Origin of the sequence: Corallococcus caeni (assembly GCF_036245865.1) — a bacterium.
GTDB classification, from domain to species: domain Bacteria; phylum Myxococcota; class Myxococcia; order Myxococcales; family Myxococcaceae; genus Corallococcus; species Corallococcus caeni.
In genome coordinates this window covers 1-18,002 of the sequence record NZ_BTTW01000005.1, presented here as the reverse complement: position 1 = coordinate 18,002, position 18,002 = coordinate 1, and the positions used below count along the sequence as shown (strand labels likewise).

Genomic DNA, 18,002 nt, shown 5'->3' with positions numbered 1-18,002 from the left:
GGGTGTCTTTCGGTTCGCCGTGGGGGCTTCAGTCCGCCAGTTCGATCTGGTTCTCCAGGAGCAGGGCGCCCCGGGCGACGAACCGGTCTCCGGAGGCGAGGCCCCCGCGCAGCTCCACCTCGCCGTCGCGGCGGCGGCCCGGCGTCACGGCGACGCGCTCCAGGCGGTTCGCGTCGCGGGCGACGAAGACCACGGAGCGCGCTCCGTCCGTCACCACCGCGCTGTCGGGCACGCGTACGCGCTTGATGCCCTCGGGCGGCGTGGGCGTCACCTCCACGAAGGCGTTGGGGCGGAAGCGGCGGTCGTTGTTGGGGACCCGCACCCGCACTTCGACCGTGCGGCGCAGCGGATCCACGACCTCGGAGACGCGGTCCACCTTGCCAGCGCGGGTGATGCCGTCACGCGTGGTGACGGTGACGTCCTGGCCGGGGGACATGTCCAGCGCGTCCGCTTCCTGGAGGTCCGCGACCACCATCACCTGATCCAGGTCCGACAGGCGGATGAGCGGCCTGTCGCGGTCTGGCGTCACCTCCTGGCTGGCCACCAGGTCCAGGTCCACCACCGTGCCGGAGCGCGGTGCCGTCACCCAGAAGAGGTTCTCGCCTCGGGAGGACACCCGGAGGCTGCCCTGCTTCGCCTTCGCGGCTTCAAGCGAGAGCTCCGCCTGACGCAGCTCCGTCTGGGCGGCGAGCAGCTCCTTCTCCGGGGCGGCGCTCAGGGCCACCAGCTCCTTGAGGCGCTCCGCGTTGCGGCGCTTCTCCGCGAGCTCGGCCTCCGCGCCGCGCTGTTCGCGCAGGAGCTCCGCGAAGGCTCCGGACCGCACGCTGAAGAGGTCGTCGCCCTGCTTCACGCGGTCGCCGGGGCGCACGCGCACCTCTTCGACCCGGCCTGAGAGCGGGGCTCCCACGGACGCGGTGCGCGCTTCGTCGAACTGCACTCGCGCGGGGGAGGGGAGCGGGGTGAGGGCGCTGCCCTCCGTGGCCACCGCGAGCTGCACGTAGTGCCACTGCGGCGCGCCGTCCGGCAGGTGCACCGTTTCGCCCTTCACGGTAGGGCCGGAGACGGCGGTCTCGCTCTCCGCGATGGAGTCGGTGGGGGCCAGCACGTAGAGCAGCACGCCGGTGCCCAGGAGGCCCGCTCCGGCGAAGGCCATCCAGACCGGTGCTCGGCGGGACGGAGTGGTGCTGGACGTCGGGGCGGCGGCGGTGTCGGGGGTGTTCATGGCGTGGGGGCTTTCGAAGAGGGGAAGAGCTCAGGAGCGGGGATTGATCAGCGTGTCCGGGGCGCGGGGACCGGCGGCGCTGGCCCGGGCGATGGCGATGGTGAGGTGGTAGGCGGTCTGGTCCAGGTCGGCCGCGTGCAGCACCAGCTCTCCGTAGGTGCGGCGCGCGAGGAGCAGGTCCTGCAGCGCCGCGCCTCCGGCCTTCACAGCCGCGTCCAGGCGCTGCACCACGCCTTCGGCCAGCGGCAGCGTCCGCGTGTGGAGCTTCTGCCTGCGCTCCTGCACGGCCCGCAGTTGCTGGTTCAGGACCTCCGTCTCCCGCGAGGCCTGGGCCGTGAGCAGCTCCCGCGCGACCCTCGCGGACTCGGCGCTCGCGCTGGCTGCGTGCGCGTCCGCCTGTCCGTGGTCGAAGAGAGGGAGCGGAACCGACAGGCCCACGAAGAGGCTGTTCTTCTGGTTGCCGGCGATGACGAACTGGTCCCGCGTGTAGCCGGCTCGCACCGTTGGATCCGGGATCCACCGGCGCCGCGCCAGCGTCAGCGAGGACCGGGCCGCGTCCTCCCGCGCGCTCAGGGCCTTCAGGTCCGGTCTGGCGTCGATGGCGCCGGGCCCGGGCACCCGGTCGAGCCGGGACTCGAGGAAGGACATCGCCCGCTCGTGGCTTCCGAAGGGCTCACACGGCAGGCCCGCGAGCTGCGCGCACGCGAGCAGCGCATCCGCCAGCTTCGCGCGCTCCTCGCCCAGCGCCGTCTCCAGCGACTGCGCCTCCAGCGTGGAGCGGTCCACGTCCAGCCCCGCCGCGTCGCCGTGCTGCTGCCTGGCGCGTTGCAGGTCCGTGAGCTTCAGCGCGTCCTCGGTGAGCTTCGTCAGCTCCGCGATGCGCACCTCCGTGGTGGCCACGTCCGCTGCCCGCTCCAGCACGTCGTAGGTGCGGGCTCGCAGCGCCGCGTGCACGTCCAGCGTGGTGGCGGACAGCGCCGCCCTGGCCGCGTCCTGACGCGGGCCCCGCTTGCCCAGCTCCACCAGCTCCGACAGGCCCACGACGTAGTTGGGCACGTCGTCCAGGCGGCGCAGGCCCGGTGGGTTCGTGGCCCCGATGGGGATGGTGTTCATCGACACGTCCAGCTCCGGGTTGGGCAGCAGGTGCGTGCGCTGGTGATCCGCTCGCGAGGCGGCGAGGCGGGCGCGGTCGTCCGCGAAGTCCGCGGAGCGCTCCCAGAGGAGCTCCGCCAGCCCGTCCTCGTCCGGGAGGGTGGAGAGCAGCAGCGTGGCGGAGGAGGTGGGGTGCTGCTCGGCACCGGCGGTGAGGCCGAGCAGGGTGCCCAGGGCGACGAGAGCGGGGAGGAAACGGCGCAAGCGGCAGGCTCCGGTGAGAATCCGGAATCAGCCCATCGCAAGCCGTGTGCCCGCCCTGGCCCCAGCAAATCCGCGCGGATGCGACGCCGCGCGACTTCAAAATCCTTTCAGTGCCCGCGACTTCAAAATCCTTTCATCGCCCTGGCGGGGCGGGCACTGCAAATTCCCTTCAGTCGTCGCCCAGGCGCTTGAGGAAGGTCGGATAGGACAACCCGAGCGCCTTCGCCGCCTCCATGCGCCGGCCGCCCAGCCGCTCCAGCACCCAGCGCACGTATGCCTGCTCCAGGTCCTCCATGGGCACGGGCTCCGTCACGCTGAACGCTCCCGGCGCCACCGCGGCCGGTGCCTCCACCTTCACCGCGCTGCTCACGGAGGGCGTGCCGCCCAGCACCTCCAGCTCCAGCTCCGGTCCGGGCTCCAGCACCAGCGCCCGCTCGAGGATGTTGCGCAGCTCGCGCACGTTGCCCGGGAAGGCATAGGCCCCCAGCCTCGCGCGGGCCTTCGCCCCCAGGCGGATGTCGCGCCGGCCCAGCTCCCGGCCCAGGTCCGCGAGCATCCCTTCCGCCAGCGGGAGGATGTCGTCGCGCCGCTTGCGCAGCGGGGGGATGTCGATGCGGAACACGCCCAGGCGGAACCAGAGGTCCTCGCGGAAGTTGCCGCCCGACATCTGCTTCGGCAGGTCCCGGTTGGTGGCGGCCACGATGCGCGCGGTGCTCGTCTGCTCCGTGGTGCCGCCCAGCCGGCGGAACCTCCCCGAGTCCAGGAACGTCAGCAGCTTCGCCTGGAGCGCCAGCGGCAGTTCGCCCACTTCATCCAGGAAGAGCACGCCGCCGTGTGCCACCTCCACCAGCCCGCGCCTCGCGGTGCGCGCGTCCGTGAAGGCGCCCTTCTCGTGGCCGAACAGCTCGCTCTCCACCGTCTGCTCGGGCAGCGCCGCGCAGTTGATGTGCACGAAGGGCGCGCCGCCGTCCTTCGACGCGAGCGCGTGCAGGTGCCGGGCGAGCTGCTCCTTGCCCACGCCCGTCTCCCCCAGCAGCAGCACCGGGCTTCGCGGCGACGCGGCGATGCGCTCCAGCATCGCGAACACCCGCTGCATGGCGGCGGACGTGGGGGGCACCAGCCGGCGGCGGCCGGACAGCTCCGCCTCCGCCGTCTCCAGCCGGTCCCGCAGGCGGCTGGCATCCAGGGCCCGGCGCGCGCGCAGCACCAGGTCCGCCAGCTCCACGGGCTTGGCCAGGTAGTCCGCCGCGCCCGCGCGCACCGCCTCCACCGCGCTGGCGATGTCCCCGTGCGCCGTCACCATCACCACCGCCACGCCGGGCGCGTGCGCCTTGAGCTCCGGCAGGAACGCGAGCCCGTCTCCGTCCGGCAGGCGGCGGTCCAGCACCACCAGCGCGGGCGTGGCCTTCGCGAGCGTCGCGCGGGCCTCGTGCAGCGAGTGCGCCACCGTGAGGTGGAAGCCCTCGCGCTGGAGCGCCACCGCCGCGATGGAGGAGAAGGCGCGGTCGTCATCCACCAAGAGGACGGGGAGGCTCATGGCCGGGGCGCTCGGGGCAGGTGCAGGAGGAAGAGGCATCCGTCGGGGAGCCGCTCGAAGGAGAGGTGTCCGCCCTGATGCTCCAGCGCCTGGCGCGTCATGGCCAGCCCCAGGCCGATGCCTTTCGGCTTGGAGGTGCGGAAGGGCTCGAAGAGGTGTTCCTCCACGTCCGGCGGCGGCCCGCCCCCGTTGTCCTCCACGGACACCACCGCCGCGTCCCCGTCCAGGCGGGCGCGCACGCGCACCCGGGGCTGGGCCACCTTGCCCAGGTCCTTGGCCGCCACCGTGGCCTCCATCGCGTTGCGCACCAGGTTGTCCAGCGCGGTGGTGAGCAGCAGCGGGTCGCACGACAGGAGCGCCCCTTCGGGGGGCACGTCCACGTCCACGCGCACCTCGCCCGCCTCCGGCAGCGAGCGCAGGCCCTCCACCACGTCGCGCACCACCTGGGACAGGTCCACGTCCACGCGGCGCACGACGGGCGGCTTGCCGAAGTTGAGCAGCGACGTGGCCAGGTGCGCCAGCCGGTCAATCTGGCCGTGCAGCGTGCGCACCACGAGCCCGCCTTCGCCTTCCGGGGAGACGAGGCCCGTGGCGGCCTTGAGGCCGTTGAGGGAGTTCTTCACCTCGTGCGCGATGAGGCTGGCGGCGCTGCCCAGCGCGGCCATCTTCTCCTGCTGCGAGGAGCGCGACTCCACCTCGCGGAACAGGCCGTAGACGCGGCGCCAGTGCACGGTGAAGAGCACCAGCGTGCCCACCTGGAGCAGCGCCAGCACCAGCAGCTGCACGAGGAAGCGGTCGCGCAGGCCGGACAGCAGCGCCGTCTCGTCCGCGGCGAGCAGCAGGTGCAGCCCCGTGCCGGGCACGGGCGTGGCGGTGAGGAAGGTCTCCGGCATCGCGTCCAGCGACGGGGGCCGGACGCCCTCGCGGATGAAGTCGCGCAGCTCCCCGGACGCGCGAGACACGCTGGCCCACGAGGGCGGGGCGCTCGGCAGGAAGAGGTCGCCGGAGGCGTTGAGGACGAGCAGCTCCAGGTCGCTGCTCAAAGGGCGCCCGCCGGGGAGCGCCATCTCCGTGTCCAGCAGGCCCGCGAGCACCGCCGTGGTCTGTCCCGCGCGCACCACCGGCACCGCGACGACGAAGAGGGACGCGCCCGGCGCGATGGCGTCCACCACCGACGTCTGGCGCGCGAGCACCTGCTGGAACCAGGGCCGCGTGGCGAAGCCGCCCGGGGCTTCGGCTTCCGCGAGCGGCGGGTCGCTCCAGCGCAGCTTGCCCTGCGCGTCCAGCACCATCACGCCCGCGTGGAAGAGGCCGGCGCGGGGCGTGGTGAGGTCCTGGAGGTCCTCCGTGGGCAGCTCGCGCTTCACGTCCGGGCCCACGCCCTCGGACACGCGCAGGAGCTCCGTCTGGAGCAGCTTCAGGTGCAGGCCCAGCGCCTCCGCGTAGACGCGCGCCTCCCGCGTCATGCGGGACTGGAACTCCGCGCGGGCCCCGGCGACGTCGCTGCGGTAGGAGAGCAGCGGGCCGGCGACGGCGACCGCGCCCAACAACACCAGGCCCGCGACGACGGAGCGCACGAACTGCCGCTCCGCCTGGGCGAGCCCGGGCCGGCCCTGGGGCGCGGCCCGCGTCTCAGGCGCTGAGCTTGGTGGCGCCACCCGCGCTCTGGGACAGCTTGTCGGTGAGGTACTGCCCGGAGAAGCACGCGGTGCAGTAGGTGCTCCGCTTCGGGTCCTCCACCGCGGTGCCCAGGCCCTCCAGCGACAGGTAGCCCAGGGAGTCCGCCGTCACGTACTTCGCGATCTCCTCCGTGGTGTGCGTGGCCGCGATGAGCTCCGTGCGGCTGGGCGTGTCGATGCCGTAGTAGCAGGGCCACTGCGTGGGCGGCGACGAGATGCGCAGGTGCACCTCCACGGCGCCCGCGGCCTTGAGCATCTTCACGATTTTGCGGCTGGTGGTGCCGCGCACGATGGAGTCGTCCACCACCACCACGCGCTTGCCCTTGAGGACGCTGCGCACGGCGGACAGCTTCAGCTTCACGCCGAAGTGGCGGATGGACTGCTGCGGTTCGATGAAGGTGCGGCCCACGTAGTGGCTGCGGATGAGGCCCACGTCGTAGGGGATGCCGCTCGCCTGCGAGAAGCCGATGGCCGCGGGCACGCCGGAGTCCGGCACCGCGATGACCAGGTCCGCCTCCGCGGGCTGCTCGCGCGCCAGCTGCATGCCCAGGCGCTTGCGCACTTCGTAGACGCTGCTGCCGAAGAGCACCGAGTCCGGCTTGGCGAAGTAGACGTGCTCGAAGATGCAGCGCCCCAGCCGCGCGGCGGGCTTGAAGGGCATGCTGGTGCACAGCACGCCGTTCTCGATGACGACCAGCTCGCCGGGCTCCAGCTCGCGGACGATTTCGGCCTCGATGAGGTCCAGCGCCGTCGTCTCGCTGGCGAGCACGTACGCGCCTTCCTTCATCTTGCCCAGCACCAGCGGCCGGAAGCCGTTGGGGTCGCGCACCGCGATGAGCTTGTCCTCGGTGAGGAGCAGGATGCTGTAGGCGCCCTCCACCCGGCGGAGCGCTTCCACGAGGCGCGCCTCGAAGGTGGGCTGCTTGGAGCGGGCGAGGAGGTGCATCACCACCTCCGTGTCCGCGTCCGACTGGAACAGCGCGCCCTCCGCCTCCAGCTCCGCCTTGAGCTCCGTCGCGTTCACCAGGTTGCCGTTGTGCGCGATGGAGAACTGGCCGCCCGCGTAGTTCACGAACAGCGGCTGGGCGTTCTTGATGCCGCTGCCACCCGCCGTGCTGTAGCGCACGTGGCCGATGGCCGCCTGGCCGGGGAGGTTCTCAATCACCGGCGCGGTGAAGATGTCCGCCACCAGGCCCATCTGCCGGTGCGCGCGCAGGGTGTGCCCGTCGGACGCGACGATGCCGGCGGACTCCTGTCCGCGGTGCTGCAGGGCGTGCAACCCCAGGTACGTCAGGTTGGACGCCTCTCCGTGACCCACGATTCCGAAGATGCCGCACATGGTGCGCTGCCTTACCCCTTTCGACCGCGAAGCGGAACAGGAACGCACGCCTTGAAGCCAGGTATTCCACCTGCTGACGACGTCGGCCCTTGTAGGCCAGGCAAGGTGCCGTTGCCCGAAAGGTAGGAGCCGCCCGGAGGCGCCGAGGGGGTACGCTCCCCGCGGCATGTCCTCCTCCCGGCGCTCCTTCTTCCGCACCCTGCTGCCCTTCGTCTTGCTAACGGCGGGGGCCGCCTACGCGCTCGCCTCGTGGAACTGGTGTGGACGCTGGGAGGAGCGCACGCCCGAGGTGCTGTCACAGGTGCGTGGCGAAGGCCCCCTGCGGGCGGGCGCGGCGAAGGTGGCCCTCTCCCCGCCCTTCCCGGTGGTGGTGGCGGGCTATCCGCCCCCCCGGCCCGAGGCGAGCCAGGCCGAGCAGCCCCTCCATGCGAGGGCCCTGGTGGTGGAGGCCGGTGGGGCGCGCGTGGCCGTGGTGTCGCTGGAGCTGCTCCTGGTGACCCCGGAAATCACGGCGCGGGTGCGCGAGCGCGCCGCGAAGGCGGGGGTGAAGGAGGTGCTGGTGGTGGCCACGCACACGCACTCCTCCTTTGGAGGGTACGACGAGCGCTGGATGGCCGAGCTGTCCGGGACGGGGCGCTACCAGGAGGCCTCCGTGAACGCGGCGGTGGCCGGCGCGAGCGAGGCGCTGGAGAAGGCCGCGGCCTCGATGACGGACGTGGGGCTGGAGGTGGGCGGCGCGGCGGACGCGGGGCTCGTCTATTCCCGCTCCGGAGGTGACGCCCCGGACGGCCAGCTCACGCGGGTGGTGTTTCGCGGGCCCGCGGGGCCGGTGGCGGAGTTGCTGGTGTTCGCCGCGCACGCGGCGCTCATTCCCCGGCAGCGGGCGCTGGTGGATCCGGACTACCCGGGCCGGCTGAGCACGCTGCGCGAGGAGGCGGGCGGTGGCGTCTCCCTGCTCGTGCAGGGCAGCGCGGGCAACGCGTCCGTGGCCTTCTCCGAGGGCCAGGGCCCCGAGCGCGCCCTGGGCTTCGCGCGCAAGCTGTCGGCGCTGGCGGACACGGCGGCCGGGGTGCCCGAGCCAGGGCCGGTGCGGCTGGCGTTCGCGCGGGTCCGCACGGCGCTGCCCCGGCCGGACGCGTCGCGGCTGGCGCCGGCCTTCACCCGGGCGGCGGGGGACAACTTCCTGTGCGCCTCCTCCCCGCGCGACGCGGAGGTGGACGCGCTGGCGCTGGGGCCGCTGGAGCTGCTGGCCATCCCGGGCGAGCCCACCGTGGGCGCGGGCCGGGCGCTGGCGGACCTCTCCGGGGCCACGCACGTGCTGGGGCTCGCCAACGGCTACGTGGGCTACCTGGACACGGCGGAGCAGGTGCGCGCGGGGCAGGGCGAGTCCCGGCGCCAGTACTTCGGCCCTGGACTGCTGGAGCGCCTGGGCACCGCCGCGCGCGTGGCCTCCGGCGCGGTGGGCTTCTCCGCCGGCAGGTAGACCGGGCGTCCAGGCCGTGGGCCCGTTTGCCCGCCTGCCCTGGGGACCTCCTGACGTCCGTCCGCCGTGGGCCGCACCGTCGCTGACGGAGGGCCCGCTGCCTACCTTGCTCCCCAGATCATCTTTGCGTTCAGGGGGCACGGGATGAGGTGGGAAGGCGGACGTCGCAGCTCGAACATCGAGGACCGGCGGGGAGGTGGCTTCGGGCGCCCGCTCGCGGTGGGCGGTGGCGCCGCGTCGCTGGTGGTGGCGCTGCTGGTGATGCTGCTGGGCGGGGACCCGTCCGACGTGCAGATCGGCACGCGCGACTCTCCATATTCCGACCCTGCCACGGGCGGCTCCGGGAACGTGGACCCCCAGCAGGAGAAGATGAAGGACTTCGCCTCCGTCGTCCTCGCGGACACGGAGGACACCTGGCCCCGCCTGCTGGAGCCGCAGGGCGTGCGCTACGTGCAGCCGCACCTGGTGCTGTTCACGGACGCGGTGCAGTCCGCGTGCGGCGCGCAGGAGAGCGCGGTGGGGCCGTTCTACTGCCCGGGCGACCAGAAGGTGTACCTGGACCTGAGCTTCTTCGACGAGCTGGAGAGCCGCTTCGGGGCGCCCGGTGACTTCGGCCGCGCGTACGTCATCGCGCACGAGGTGGGCCACCACGTGCAGAACCTGCTGGGCATCTCCCGCAAGGTGCAGTCGCTGCGCAACCGCACGAGCGAGGAGCAGGCCAACCAGCTCTCCGTGCTGACGGAGCTCCAGGCGGACTGCTTCGCCGGCATCTGGGCCAACCACGCCCAGAAGGACCGCAACATCCTGGAGCAGGGGGACGTGGAGGAGGGCCTGGGCGCCGCCAGCGCCGTGGGCGACGACACCCTCCAGAAGCGCGCCCGGGGCTACGTCGTCCCCGAGTCCTTCACCCACGGCTCCGCCGCGCAGCGCATGACCTGGTTCAAGCGCGGCCTGGAGCAGGGGACGCTGGAGGCGTGCGACACCTTCAACGCCCGGCGGTAGGCGCGCCCGCTTCCGCTCAACGGCGGCGCGGCTGCTGCGTCCCGTTGAGCGGCTGCTGGAGCTGGTACGTCCCGTTGAGGGGCTGCTGGAGCTGATAGGTGCCGATGAGCGGCTGCTGGAGCTGGTACGTCCCGTTCAACGGCTGCTGGAGTTGATACGTGCCGTTGAGGGGCTGCTGGAGCTGGTACGTCCCGATGAGGGGCTGCTCCAGCTGGTACGAGCCGGCGGGCGGCTGCTGGAACCCGCCGCCGTTCGCGGGCGGCTGATACCAGTAATTGTCCCAGAAGGCGCTGTCGCCGGAACCGCTTGTCAGTGATTGCCGGTCATCCAGGTTCTGCGAGTCATTGCCCTCCGGGGCAGTCGCCGCTTCGTCCTGCTGCGCCAACGCCGTCATGGCCGGGCCGGACGCGAGCGCCACCACCAGGGTCACCAGGGTGCCTGCGCGCATGGGAGTCCTCCTGCTTTCCGTCGCGGGAGAGGGGGAACCGCGCCGCGACCTGCTCCTCAAGATGACCGCCCGGGTGGGCTCCGGGGAGCACGCGGCCCCTCCACCCCGCCTGCCCGGGCGCCTGCCGTGGAGCCTTGCGTCAATCGCGTTCCGGACACATTGCGGACGATAGGCTTACCGCGTGCGCGTGCTTTTCCAGACGTGGCAAAGGGGCGCCGCGTCAAAACACAAACGCGTAACTTGTGCTTGTCGTCAGTGTGTCTTTGCTCCGAGCATGCCGCCTTCCCGCTGCTTCGCGGGCCCGGGAGCTTGCCCGCGGCCCATGCGGAGCGGCCTCGCGGAGGAATGACATGCCCCGTTTGCAGTGGACCCGCGCAACGAGCGCGACCCTTCTGGCCCTGGTGGGGGCCCTCTCGCTGACCGCCTGCTCGGATGACGACGACACCACGCCGGACTCGGGCGTGAAGGTGGACGCGGGCACGACCACGGACGCGGGCAGCGACGCGGGCACGACGGACGCGGGCAGCGACGCGGGCTCCGTGGACACGGGCATCCCCTGGGATGGCGGCAGCGCGGGCACCTTCTCCTGCGAGGGGAAGGCGCAGACGACGCTGAACTTCGCGCCGGGCCAGGAAGAGGCGTTCCAGGACCAGGTGAACACGCTGGCCGAGTGCACCACCATCACCCTGGCGCCGGGCACGTACACCTTCGACAACGCCATCACCATCCGCAAGAACGGCATCACGCTGGTGGGCGCGGGCAAGGGCAAGAAGGGCGAGGGCACGGGCGGGGCGGACAGCACGGTGCTGGTGTTCACCAACGCCGCGGCGAACTCCAACGGCCTGGACGTGGTGGGTGACCGCTTCACGGTGAGCAACCTGGCCGTGTGGAACGCCAAGAAGGACGCCATCCGCGTGGAGTCCTCCACGGACGTGGTGATGCGCGGCGTGCGCACGGAGTGGGCGGAGGCCAACAAGGAGAGCAATGGCAAGTACGGCCTGTACCCGGTGAAGTCCAAGTATGTCCTCATCGAGGACTGCGAGGCCTACAACGCCGCGGACGCGGGCATCTACGTGGGCCAGACGCAGTACGCCGTCGTGCGCAACAGCGTGGCGAAGCAGAACGTGGCGGGCATCGAGATTGAAAACACGAAGTACGCCTACGTGCTGGGCAACACCGCCCAGGACAACACCACGGGCCTGGTGGTGTTCGACCTGCCGGGCAACCCCATCAAGGGGACGGACATCCGGGTGAAGAACAACATCATCACCGGCAACAACCGGAACAACTTCGCGTCCGTCCAGTCCAGCAGCAGCACGGTGTCGCAGGTGCCGGCGGGCACGGGCACGTTCCTCCTGGCGTCGCGCCGCGTGGAGCTGACGGGCAACACCTGGGGGAACAACAACACGGTGGACGTGGCGGTGCTGAGCGGCCTCGCCATCGAGTCCGACCCGGCGCAGTGGGTCGCGGGCGGTCTGAACTTCGCGAGCGCGGACATCAGCATCCACGACAACACCTTCCAGGGTGGCAGCGGCGACAACGTGGACAACGGCAACACGAGCCAGTCGCTGCGGCCCCTGGGCGCGGCCCTGGCGGCGCTCTACGCCTACGGCGAGACGCAGGGCACGCTCGGCGTGGAGCACCTGCTGTGGGACGGCCTGGATCCCTTCGGCCATGACCGCGCGCAGCTCAACCCCATCAACATCTGCTTCGCCAACAACACGCTGCCCACGGGCACCACCACGGCCATCGTGGACCTGGACCTCCAGGCCGCCGCCACCCTGGCGGGCCAGGGCAACCTGCCGGGCGCGTGGGCCAAGACGCGGCACTACGCGGCCAACAAGGCCGAGTTCAACTGCTCGGGCTTCAGCCCCGCGCTGACGATTGGCGACTTCATCCAGTAACCGCGGTCAGGGAGCGTGACACCCATGTGGACGCCGTTCGTGAACCCCCGTCTCTCCGTGGTGCTGCTGGCGCTGTCGCTGGCGGCCTGCGGTTCCTCCGACCCGGAAGGCCCCAGGCCCACACCCGACGCGGGGACCTCCGTGCCGGATGCCGGAACAGAGGACGCGGGGGTTCCCGACGCGGGTTCACCGGACGCGGGGCCCGTGGACTCCGGAACGCCCGACGCGGGCGAGCCGGACGCGGGCCCCCCGCTGGTCATCCCCAACACGCTGTCGGGCTACGGGCTGTTCACCGGGAGCCCGGCGGACGGGGGCCTCGTCCCGGTGGAGGGCAACGTGCCCTACACGCTGTCCACCGCGCTGTTCTCCGACTACGCGGTCAAGTCACGCACGCTCTACATCCCCCCCGGCAAGACGGCGCACTACGAGCCCATGGCCGCGCTGGACCTGCCGGTGGGGACGCTCATCACCAAGACGTTCGCCTTCCCGGCGGACCTGCGGAAGCCGGACCAGGACGTGCGGGTCATCGAGACGCGCGTCCTGGTGCACCAGCCCGCGGGCTGGGAGGCGTGGCCGTACGTCTGGAACACGGAGCAGACGGAGGCCACGCTGGCCACCGGCGGCCGCTCCCGCGACGTGACGTTCATCGACACGGATGGGGAGAGCCGGTCGTTCAAGTACTCGGTGCCCTCCAAGAACCAGTGCCAGCAGTGCCACCACCTCCTGGACGACCAGGGGGCGCAGGTGATGCACCCCATTGGCGTGAAGGCGCGCTACCTGCACCACAACAACACCTACGGCGGCGTGGAGCGTGATCAACTGGAGTACCTGGCGTCGCTGGGCAAGCTGGACGGGCTGCCCGCCCCGGCGGACCTGCCGAAGGCGCCGGACGCGTTCGACCCGCAGGCGGCGGACCTGACCACGCGGGCGCGCACGTACCTGGACATCAACTGCGCGCATTGTCACAACCCGAAGGGGACGGCGGGCGTCACCAGCCAGCTGTTCCTCGACATCGGGACCACGAGCATGTTCAGCCTGGGCGAGTGCAAGCGCCCGGGCTCCGCGGGCAGCGGCGTGGGCGGCGAGTTCGACATCCTCCCCGGCAACCACGCGGAGTCCATCCTCTGGTACCGGATGCACACGGAGGAGTCCGGCAAGATGATGCCGCAGATTGGCCGCACGGTTCACCACGCGGAGGGCTCGCAGCTCATCGCGGATTGGATCGACTCGCTGCCGGCGAAGACCTGCAAGTAGCGCTCAAGTGGACCGGCGGACCCCAGCCCCCTAGGCTCCTGTCCGCCTTTCCCCCCATCCAACGCCGGGAGTGCTCCCTTGAAATTCACGAGCAAGGACGTGTCGAAGCTGCTGGAGGACGTGAGCGGGTCCGAGGACCTCATCGGGTACGCCTGCGCCACGTCGTACATGAACGGCTACCAGTGGACCTGGAACGGCACCCAGTGGGTGGGGACCTACTACCCGACGCAGCTCAAGATGCCGGTGGGTGAGGACTCCTCCGGCTCCTGCTAGGCCGCGTCTCAAGGTCCTGACTCCCGTGAAGGTCGCCATCGTGGACAGTGGTGTGTCGGTGGGCTTCCTTCGCGGGGCGGGGCTGTCGCTTGCCGGAGCGGCCAGCTTCACGCTGGACCGGGAGTCGCGGCGGCTGGAGTCCCGCGTCCACTCGCGTGAGGAGCTGGCCGCCTGGTGCGGCGGCGGCTCCGCGCTGGAGGACCTGGAGGACACGCACGGTCACGGCACCGCGGTGCTGAGCATCCTGCTGGACCAGGGCCGCCCCGGTGACGACGTGGAGTGGTACGTCGCGCGCGTGCTGGATGGGCGGATGCGCGGGGACTCGCTGTGCCTGCTGGAGGCGCTGGAGTGGCTGACGCAGGAGGTGCGCCCGGACGTCATCAACCTGAGCCTGGGCACCGTGGGCCGCGCCTTCGAGGCGCCCCTCACCGCGCTGCTGGACCGGGCGGTGGAGCAGGGCAGCCTCGTGCTCTGCGCCGCGGGGCCCGTGTCGGGCCTGCCGTCCGGGATGTCGTCGGTGGTGACGGTGGCGGACGCGGCCACGGCCCATGCGCTGCGCAAGGGCGACATCGTGGACCACGTCGAGGACGCGGCCACGGTGCGGCTGTATGCGGACGGTGCCTGGAAGGAGCAGCCCCTCACGAGCAGCTACGCGTGCGCCCTCGCGGCGGCGCGGGTGCTGCGCGAGGGCTGTCCTCCGGGATGGCGGCGCGTCACCGCGTCACACCGGACGCGGTGACGGCACTCTTTCGCGCAGGGGCTCAGGCCGGGACGCGGGTGTTGTCCTTGCGGTCCCAGTGCCGGTGCTTCGCGAGCGCCTGGGAGAACGCGGTGGCCAGCGCGGTGCCAGCGCCCGCCTTGGAGCCCGCGACGATGCCGGGCGCGGCAGGGTCGATTTCGCAGGCCTTCAAGAGCTCCTCCGCGTCCTTGGACGCGCCCACCGTCTTGCAGTGCAGGTAGGCCTCCTGCACGAAGTGGCGTGACTCGCCGTCCTTCTTCAGCGTCGCCACGCTCGCGGCGCCGCCGGGGATGAAGACGCCGTCGTACTCCACGGACGCCGTCGTCATCGCGCTCTTGTCCACCGGCACGTCCTTGCCGTTGGAGGCCTTCACCGTGCCCAGGCGCCTGGCGATGAGCTTCACCTTCGCGCCCTGCGCCTCCAGCTCCTTGCGCACCGCCATCAACTCGTCCGCGTCCACGCCGTCCGCGACGAGCACGCCAATCTTCCGGGTCTTGATGGACGGCGGCATGGCCAGCTTCATCGCCTCCATGCTCAGGGCCTTGGACGCCGGCGGGCCCTTGGGGGTGACGGGCGTGGCCTTGGGGGCGGGCAGGCCCAGCCCTTCCGCCACGGCGGACACCAGCAGGGCGTCAATCTTCGCGAAGTGCTCCAGCACGCGCTCCTGGATGGCGCGCGTCTCCACCTTGCCCAGTTCGAAGCGGCAGGCGTCGATGAGGTGCTCCTGCTCCGGCGCGGAGAGGCTGCGGAAGAACAGCGCCGCCTGGCTGTAGTGGTCGTTGAAGGAGGCGGCGCGCTCGCGCACCTTCTTTCCGCTCACCTGCTCCGGGTGGTGCACGTAGCCGCCCTGCTGCTGGGACGCGAGGAACGGGCAGCCGCCGCCCAGCGAGTTGGGGAAGTAGTTGGCGCGGCCCGCGTTGCTCGTGTGCCGGCCGAAGCCGTCCTGCTGGTGGTTGTGCACCGGCGCCAGCGGGCGGTTGATGGGGATCTCCGCGAAGTTCGGTCCGCCCAGGCGCGTCAGCTGCGTGTCCAGGTACGAGAAGAGCCGCGCCTGCATCAGCGGATCATCCGTGAAGTCGATGCCCGGCACGATGTTGGCCACGCAGAAGGCGACCTGCTCCGTCTCCGCGAAGAAGTTCGTCGGGTTGCGGTTGAGCGTGAGCTTGCCCACGGGCATCACCGGGGCCACCTCCTCCGGGATGAGCTTGGTGGCGTCCAGCAGGTCCACGCCCAGCGCCTGCGCGTCCTTCTCCTCCAGGATCTGGATGCCCAGCTCGTACTCGGGGAAGTCCCCCTGCTCGATGGCCTCGTACAGGTCGCGGCGGTGGAAGTCCGGGTCCTTGCCCGCCAGCTTCTGCGCTTCATCCCAGACGAGCGAGTGCGTGCCCAACAGCGGCTTCCAGTGGAACTTCACGAAGCGCGAGGTGTTCTTCTCGTCGATGAAGCGGAAGGTGTGGACGCCGAAGCCCTGCATCATCCGGAGGCTGCGCGGGATGGCGCGGTCGGACATGGTCCACATGACCATGTGCATGGTCTCCGGGACGAGCGACACGAAGTCCCAGAACGAGTCGTGCGCGGTGGCCGCCTGGGGAATCTCGTGGTGGGGCTCCGCCTTGGCGGCGTGGATGATGTCGGGGAATTTGATGCCGTCCTGGATGAAGAAGACGGGGATGTTGTTGCCCACCAGGTCCCAGTTGCCCTCCTCCGTGTAGAACTTCACCGCGAAGCCGCGCACGTCGCGCACGGTGTCCGCGGAGCCGCGCGAGCCCGCGACGGTGGAGAAGCGCACGAAGACAGGCGTCTTCTTGGACGGGTCCTGGAGGAACTTCGCGCGGGTGTACTTCGCCTGCGACTCGTACACCTGGAAGTAGCCGTGGGCGCCCGCGCCGCGCGCATGGACGACGCGCTCGGGGATCCGCTCGTGGTCGAAGCGGGTCATCTTCTCGCGGAAGTGGAAGTCCTCCAGCAGCGTGGGGCCGCGCGCGCCAATCTTGAGCGAGTCGTCGGTGTGCTCGACGCGGATGCCCTGGTCCGTGGTGAGGAAGTTGCCCGTGGGCTCCGAGCGGTCCTTCGCGAGCTGCTGGTCCTTGCTCTTCTCGTCGACGTTCACCGGGGCCGGCTGCTTCTGTGAGCTCACTGCACTGCCTCCTTCAAAAAGGGCGTGCAGGGTGCCGGATGCGCTGGAGGCCGCACGCCTTGCTGTCTGCCTTTGGGAGGTGCAGGACGGAGGGCGGCGGCTGTGTCCGGTTGCGTTCGTTCGGGACGTTGGCCAGCGAGCGTCAGGCGTCCTGGGCCAGGCGCACCAGCATCTTGCCGGTGTTGTCCCCGCGCAGCAGGCCGATGAAGGCACCGACGGCGTGGTCCAGGCCGTCCACCACGGTGGACACGTCCTTCACCTTGCCCTCGCGCAGCCACTGGCCCATGTCGCGGAGGAAGTCCGGGCGGCGGTCCGCGTGGTCCATGATGATGTATCCCTGGAGGGTGAGGCGCTTGCCCACGGCGAGCCCCAGGTTGCGCGGGCCGGGTGCGGGGTCGGTGGCGTTGTACTGGGAGATGGAGCCGCACAGGACGATGCGGCCGTGGTTGTTCATCAGGCCGATGGCGGCCTCCAGGTGGTCGCCGCCCACGTTGTCGAAGTAGACGTCGATGCCGTCCGGGCAGGCCTTCGCCAGGGACTCGGCGATGGGGGCGGCCTTGTAGTTGAGGGCGGCGTCGAACTTCAGGTCGTCGCGGACGTGCTTCACCTTCGCGTCCGAGCCGACGCTGCCCACCACGCGGCAGCCCTGGATGCGGGCAATCTGTCCCACGACGCCGCCGACAGCGCCCGCCGCGGCGGACACGAAGACGGTGTCGCCGGCCTTCGGCTTGCCGATGTCGAGCAGGCCCACGTACGCGGTCATGCCCGGCATGCCGAGCACGCCGAGGTACGCGGAGAGCGGGCCCACGGACGGGTCGGCCTTCTGGTAGTGCTTCGCGGGCGCGACGGCGTACTCGCGCCAGCCGCCGGTGCCGACGACGAAGTCCCCTTCCTTGAAGTCGGGCGAGCGCGAGCGGAGGACCTGGCCCACGCTGCCGCCGTCCAGTGCTTCGCCCAGCTTGAAGGGCGGGACGTAGGACTTCGCGTCGTTCATGCGGCCGCGCATGTACGGATCCACGGACATGAAGTGGTTGCGCACGAGGACCTGGCCCTCGGTGGGTTCCGGGACGGAGACGGTGACGGTCTCGAAGTTGTCCGGCGTGGGTTCACCGTGCGGGCGGGACTTCAGGCGGATTTCACGACCCTGGAGTGGCGTGGCCATGGGGGCCTTTCGTGGAAGGAGGATGAAGATGCGGGCCTCTTAACCACGCGGGCGCGGTGGGGCAGGGAATTGGGCGGGGAACCGATGGAAGACGTGTAAGGTAGGGCTTCGGACGTGTGCCCTGTCATGTCGGACGGGCGTGCTACCTCTCGCCGCCATGGATAGAGTGGGGGGCGGCGAGGAATGGGGAGACGTGATGGGAAAGAAGCCCGCGACCTATGCGGATTTGGAGGCGCTTCCCGAGCATGTCGTGGGGGAGATCGTCGCGGGGGAGCTGTATGCGAGCCCACGGCCGACGATGCGGCATGGCACGGTTACCCACCGTCTGGGAGGCGAGCTCCTAACCCCCTTCAGGGAAGTTGGGTAAGGGACCGGCGGTTGCTCCATGGAGGGGGCGCTTCCATGGCGTGGCAGCCGAGGCGTTGGACGACCCAGCAACTGGAGGAGCGGCGGCTTGCGGCCGGACG

14 protein-coding genes are annotated in these 18,002 nt (G+C 71.1%); 6 read left to right on the top strand and 8 right to left on the bottom strand.

All coding sequences use genetic code 11. The annotated features are described in order from the left end of the window. Positions 1–28: 28 nt before the first annotated feature. The 5 genes from AABA78_RS21450 to purF all read right to left on the bottom strand — a co-directional run bounded on the left by AABA78_RS21450 (position 29) and on the right by purF (position 7,133). Positions 29–1,222: an efflux RND transporter periplasmic adaptor subunit gene (locus AABA78_RS21450; RefSeq protein WP_338265188.1), complete on the bottom strand. Its 1,194-nt coding sequence runs from the start codon at positions 1,220–1,222 to the stop codon at positions 29–31. A gap of 30 nt (positions 1,223–1,252) precedes the next feature. Next, the gene (locus AABA78_RS21445; RefSeq protein ID WP_338265186.1) at positions 1,253–2,578 is read right to left on the bottom strand and encodes a TolC family protein; all 1,326 of its coding nucleotides are present in this window, start codon (positions 2,576–2,578) and stop codon (positions 1,253–1,255) included. 169 nt (positions 2,579–2,747) lie between these two features. Continuing rightward, entirely contained in the window at positions 2,748–4,115 is a 1,368-nt protein-coding gene (locus tag AABA78_RS21440) for a sigma-54-dependent transcriptional regulator (protein ID WP_338265184.1), read from the bottom strand. Continuing rightward, positions 4,112–5,692, bottom strand: coding sequence for an ATP-binding protein (locus AABA78_RS21435; protein ID WP_338265182.1), 1,581 nt, complete (start codon positions 5,690–5,692; stop codon positions 4,112–4,114). Before AABA78_RS21435 ends, AABA78_RS21440 begins: the two co-directional genes overlap by 4 nt. A 55-nt stretch (positions 5,693–5,747) precedes the next feature. Further along, positions 5,748–7,133, bottom strand: a complete 1,386-nt coding sequence (gene purF / locus AABA78_RS21430) for an amidophosphoribosyltransferase (protein WP_338265179.1) — start codon at positions 7,131–7,133, stop codon at positions 5,748–5,750. A 166-nt stretch (positions 7,134–7,299) separates the two neighbouring features. On the opposite strand from purF, the gene AABA78_RS21425 reads away from it, so the two are divergent. Further along, on the top strand, positions 7,300–8,616 hold the full coding sequence (locus AABA78_RS21425) for a neutral/alkaline non-lysosomal ceramidase N-terminal domain-containing protein (protein ID WP_338265176.1): 1,317 nt from the start codon (positions 7,300–7,302) through the stop codon (positions 8,614–8,616). A 144-nt stretch (positions 8,617–8,760) separates the two neighbouring features. Then, positions 8,761–9,618 carry a KPN_02809 family neutral zinc metallopeptidase gene (gene ypfJ / locus AABA78_RS21420; protein ID WP_338265173.1) on the top strand — a complete coding sequence of 286 codons (858 nt, stop codon included), beginning with the start codon at positions 8,761–8,763 and terminating at the stop codon, positions 9,616–9,618. A gap of 16 nt (positions 9,619–9,634) precedes the next feature. Here the strand turns inward: ypfJ and AABA78_RS21415 are convergent, their stop codons facing one another. Next, positions 9,635–10,066 carry a hypothetical protein gene (locus AABA78_RS21415; protein ID WP_338265171.1) on the bottom strand — a complete coding sequence of 144 codons (432 nt, stop codon included), beginning with the start codon at positions 10,064–10,066 and terminating at the stop codon, positions 9,635–9,637. 350 nt (positions 10,067–10,416) lie between these two features. Between AABA78_RS21415 and AABA78_RS21410 the strand changes: the two genes are divergently transcribed. The 4 genes from AABA78_RS21410 (at position 10,417) to AABA78_RS21395 (ending at position 14,236) form a co-directional block, all read left to right on the top strand. Then, on the top strand, positions 10,417–11,970 hold the full coding sequence (locus AABA78_RS21410) for a parallel beta-helix domain-containing protein (RefSeq protein WP_338265169.1): 1,554 nt from the start codon (positions 10,417–10,419) through the stop codon (positions 11,968–11,970). A gap of 39 nt (positions 11,971–12,009) precedes the next feature. Next, positions 12,010–13,224 (top strand): SO2930 family diheme c-type cytochrome, encoded by a 1,215-nt coding sequence (locus AABA78_RS21405; RefSeq protein WP_338265166.1) that lies wholly within the window; start codon positions 12,010–12,012, stop codon positions 13,222–13,224. 78 nt (positions 13,225–13,302) lie between these two features. Further along, positions 13,303–13,497 carry a hypothetical protein gene (locus AABA78_RS21400; RefSeq protein ID WP_120620287.1) on the top strand — a complete coding sequence of 65 codons (195 nt, stop codon included), beginning with the start codon at positions 13,303–13,305 and terminating at the stop codon, positions 13,495–13,497. A gap of 25 nt (positions 13,498–13,522) precedes the next feature. After that, positions 13,523–14,236 carry a S8/S53 family peptidase gene (locus tag AABA78_RS21395; RefSeq protein ID WP_338265162.1) on the top strand — a complete coding sequence of 238 codons (714 nt, stop codon included), beginning with the start codon at positions 13,523–13,525 and terminating at the stop codon, positions 14,234–14,236. Between the two features lie 22 nt (positions 14,237–14,258). On the opposite strand, the gene AABA78_RS21390 is transcribed toward AABA78_RS21395, so the two are convergent. Next, a complete protein-coding gene (locus AABA78_RS21390; protein WP_338265161.1) occupies positions 14,259–16,373 on the bottom strand; it encodes a catalase in 2,115 nt (704 codons plus the stop codon). A 142-nt stretch (positions 16,374–16,515) separates the two neighbouring features. Further along, entirely contained in the window at positions 16,516–17,535 is a 1,020-nt protein-coding gene (locus tag AABA78_RS21385; RefSeq protein WP_338265159.1) for an NADP-dependent oxidoreductase, read from the bottom strand. Positions 17,536–18,002 lie beyond the last annotated feature (467 nt).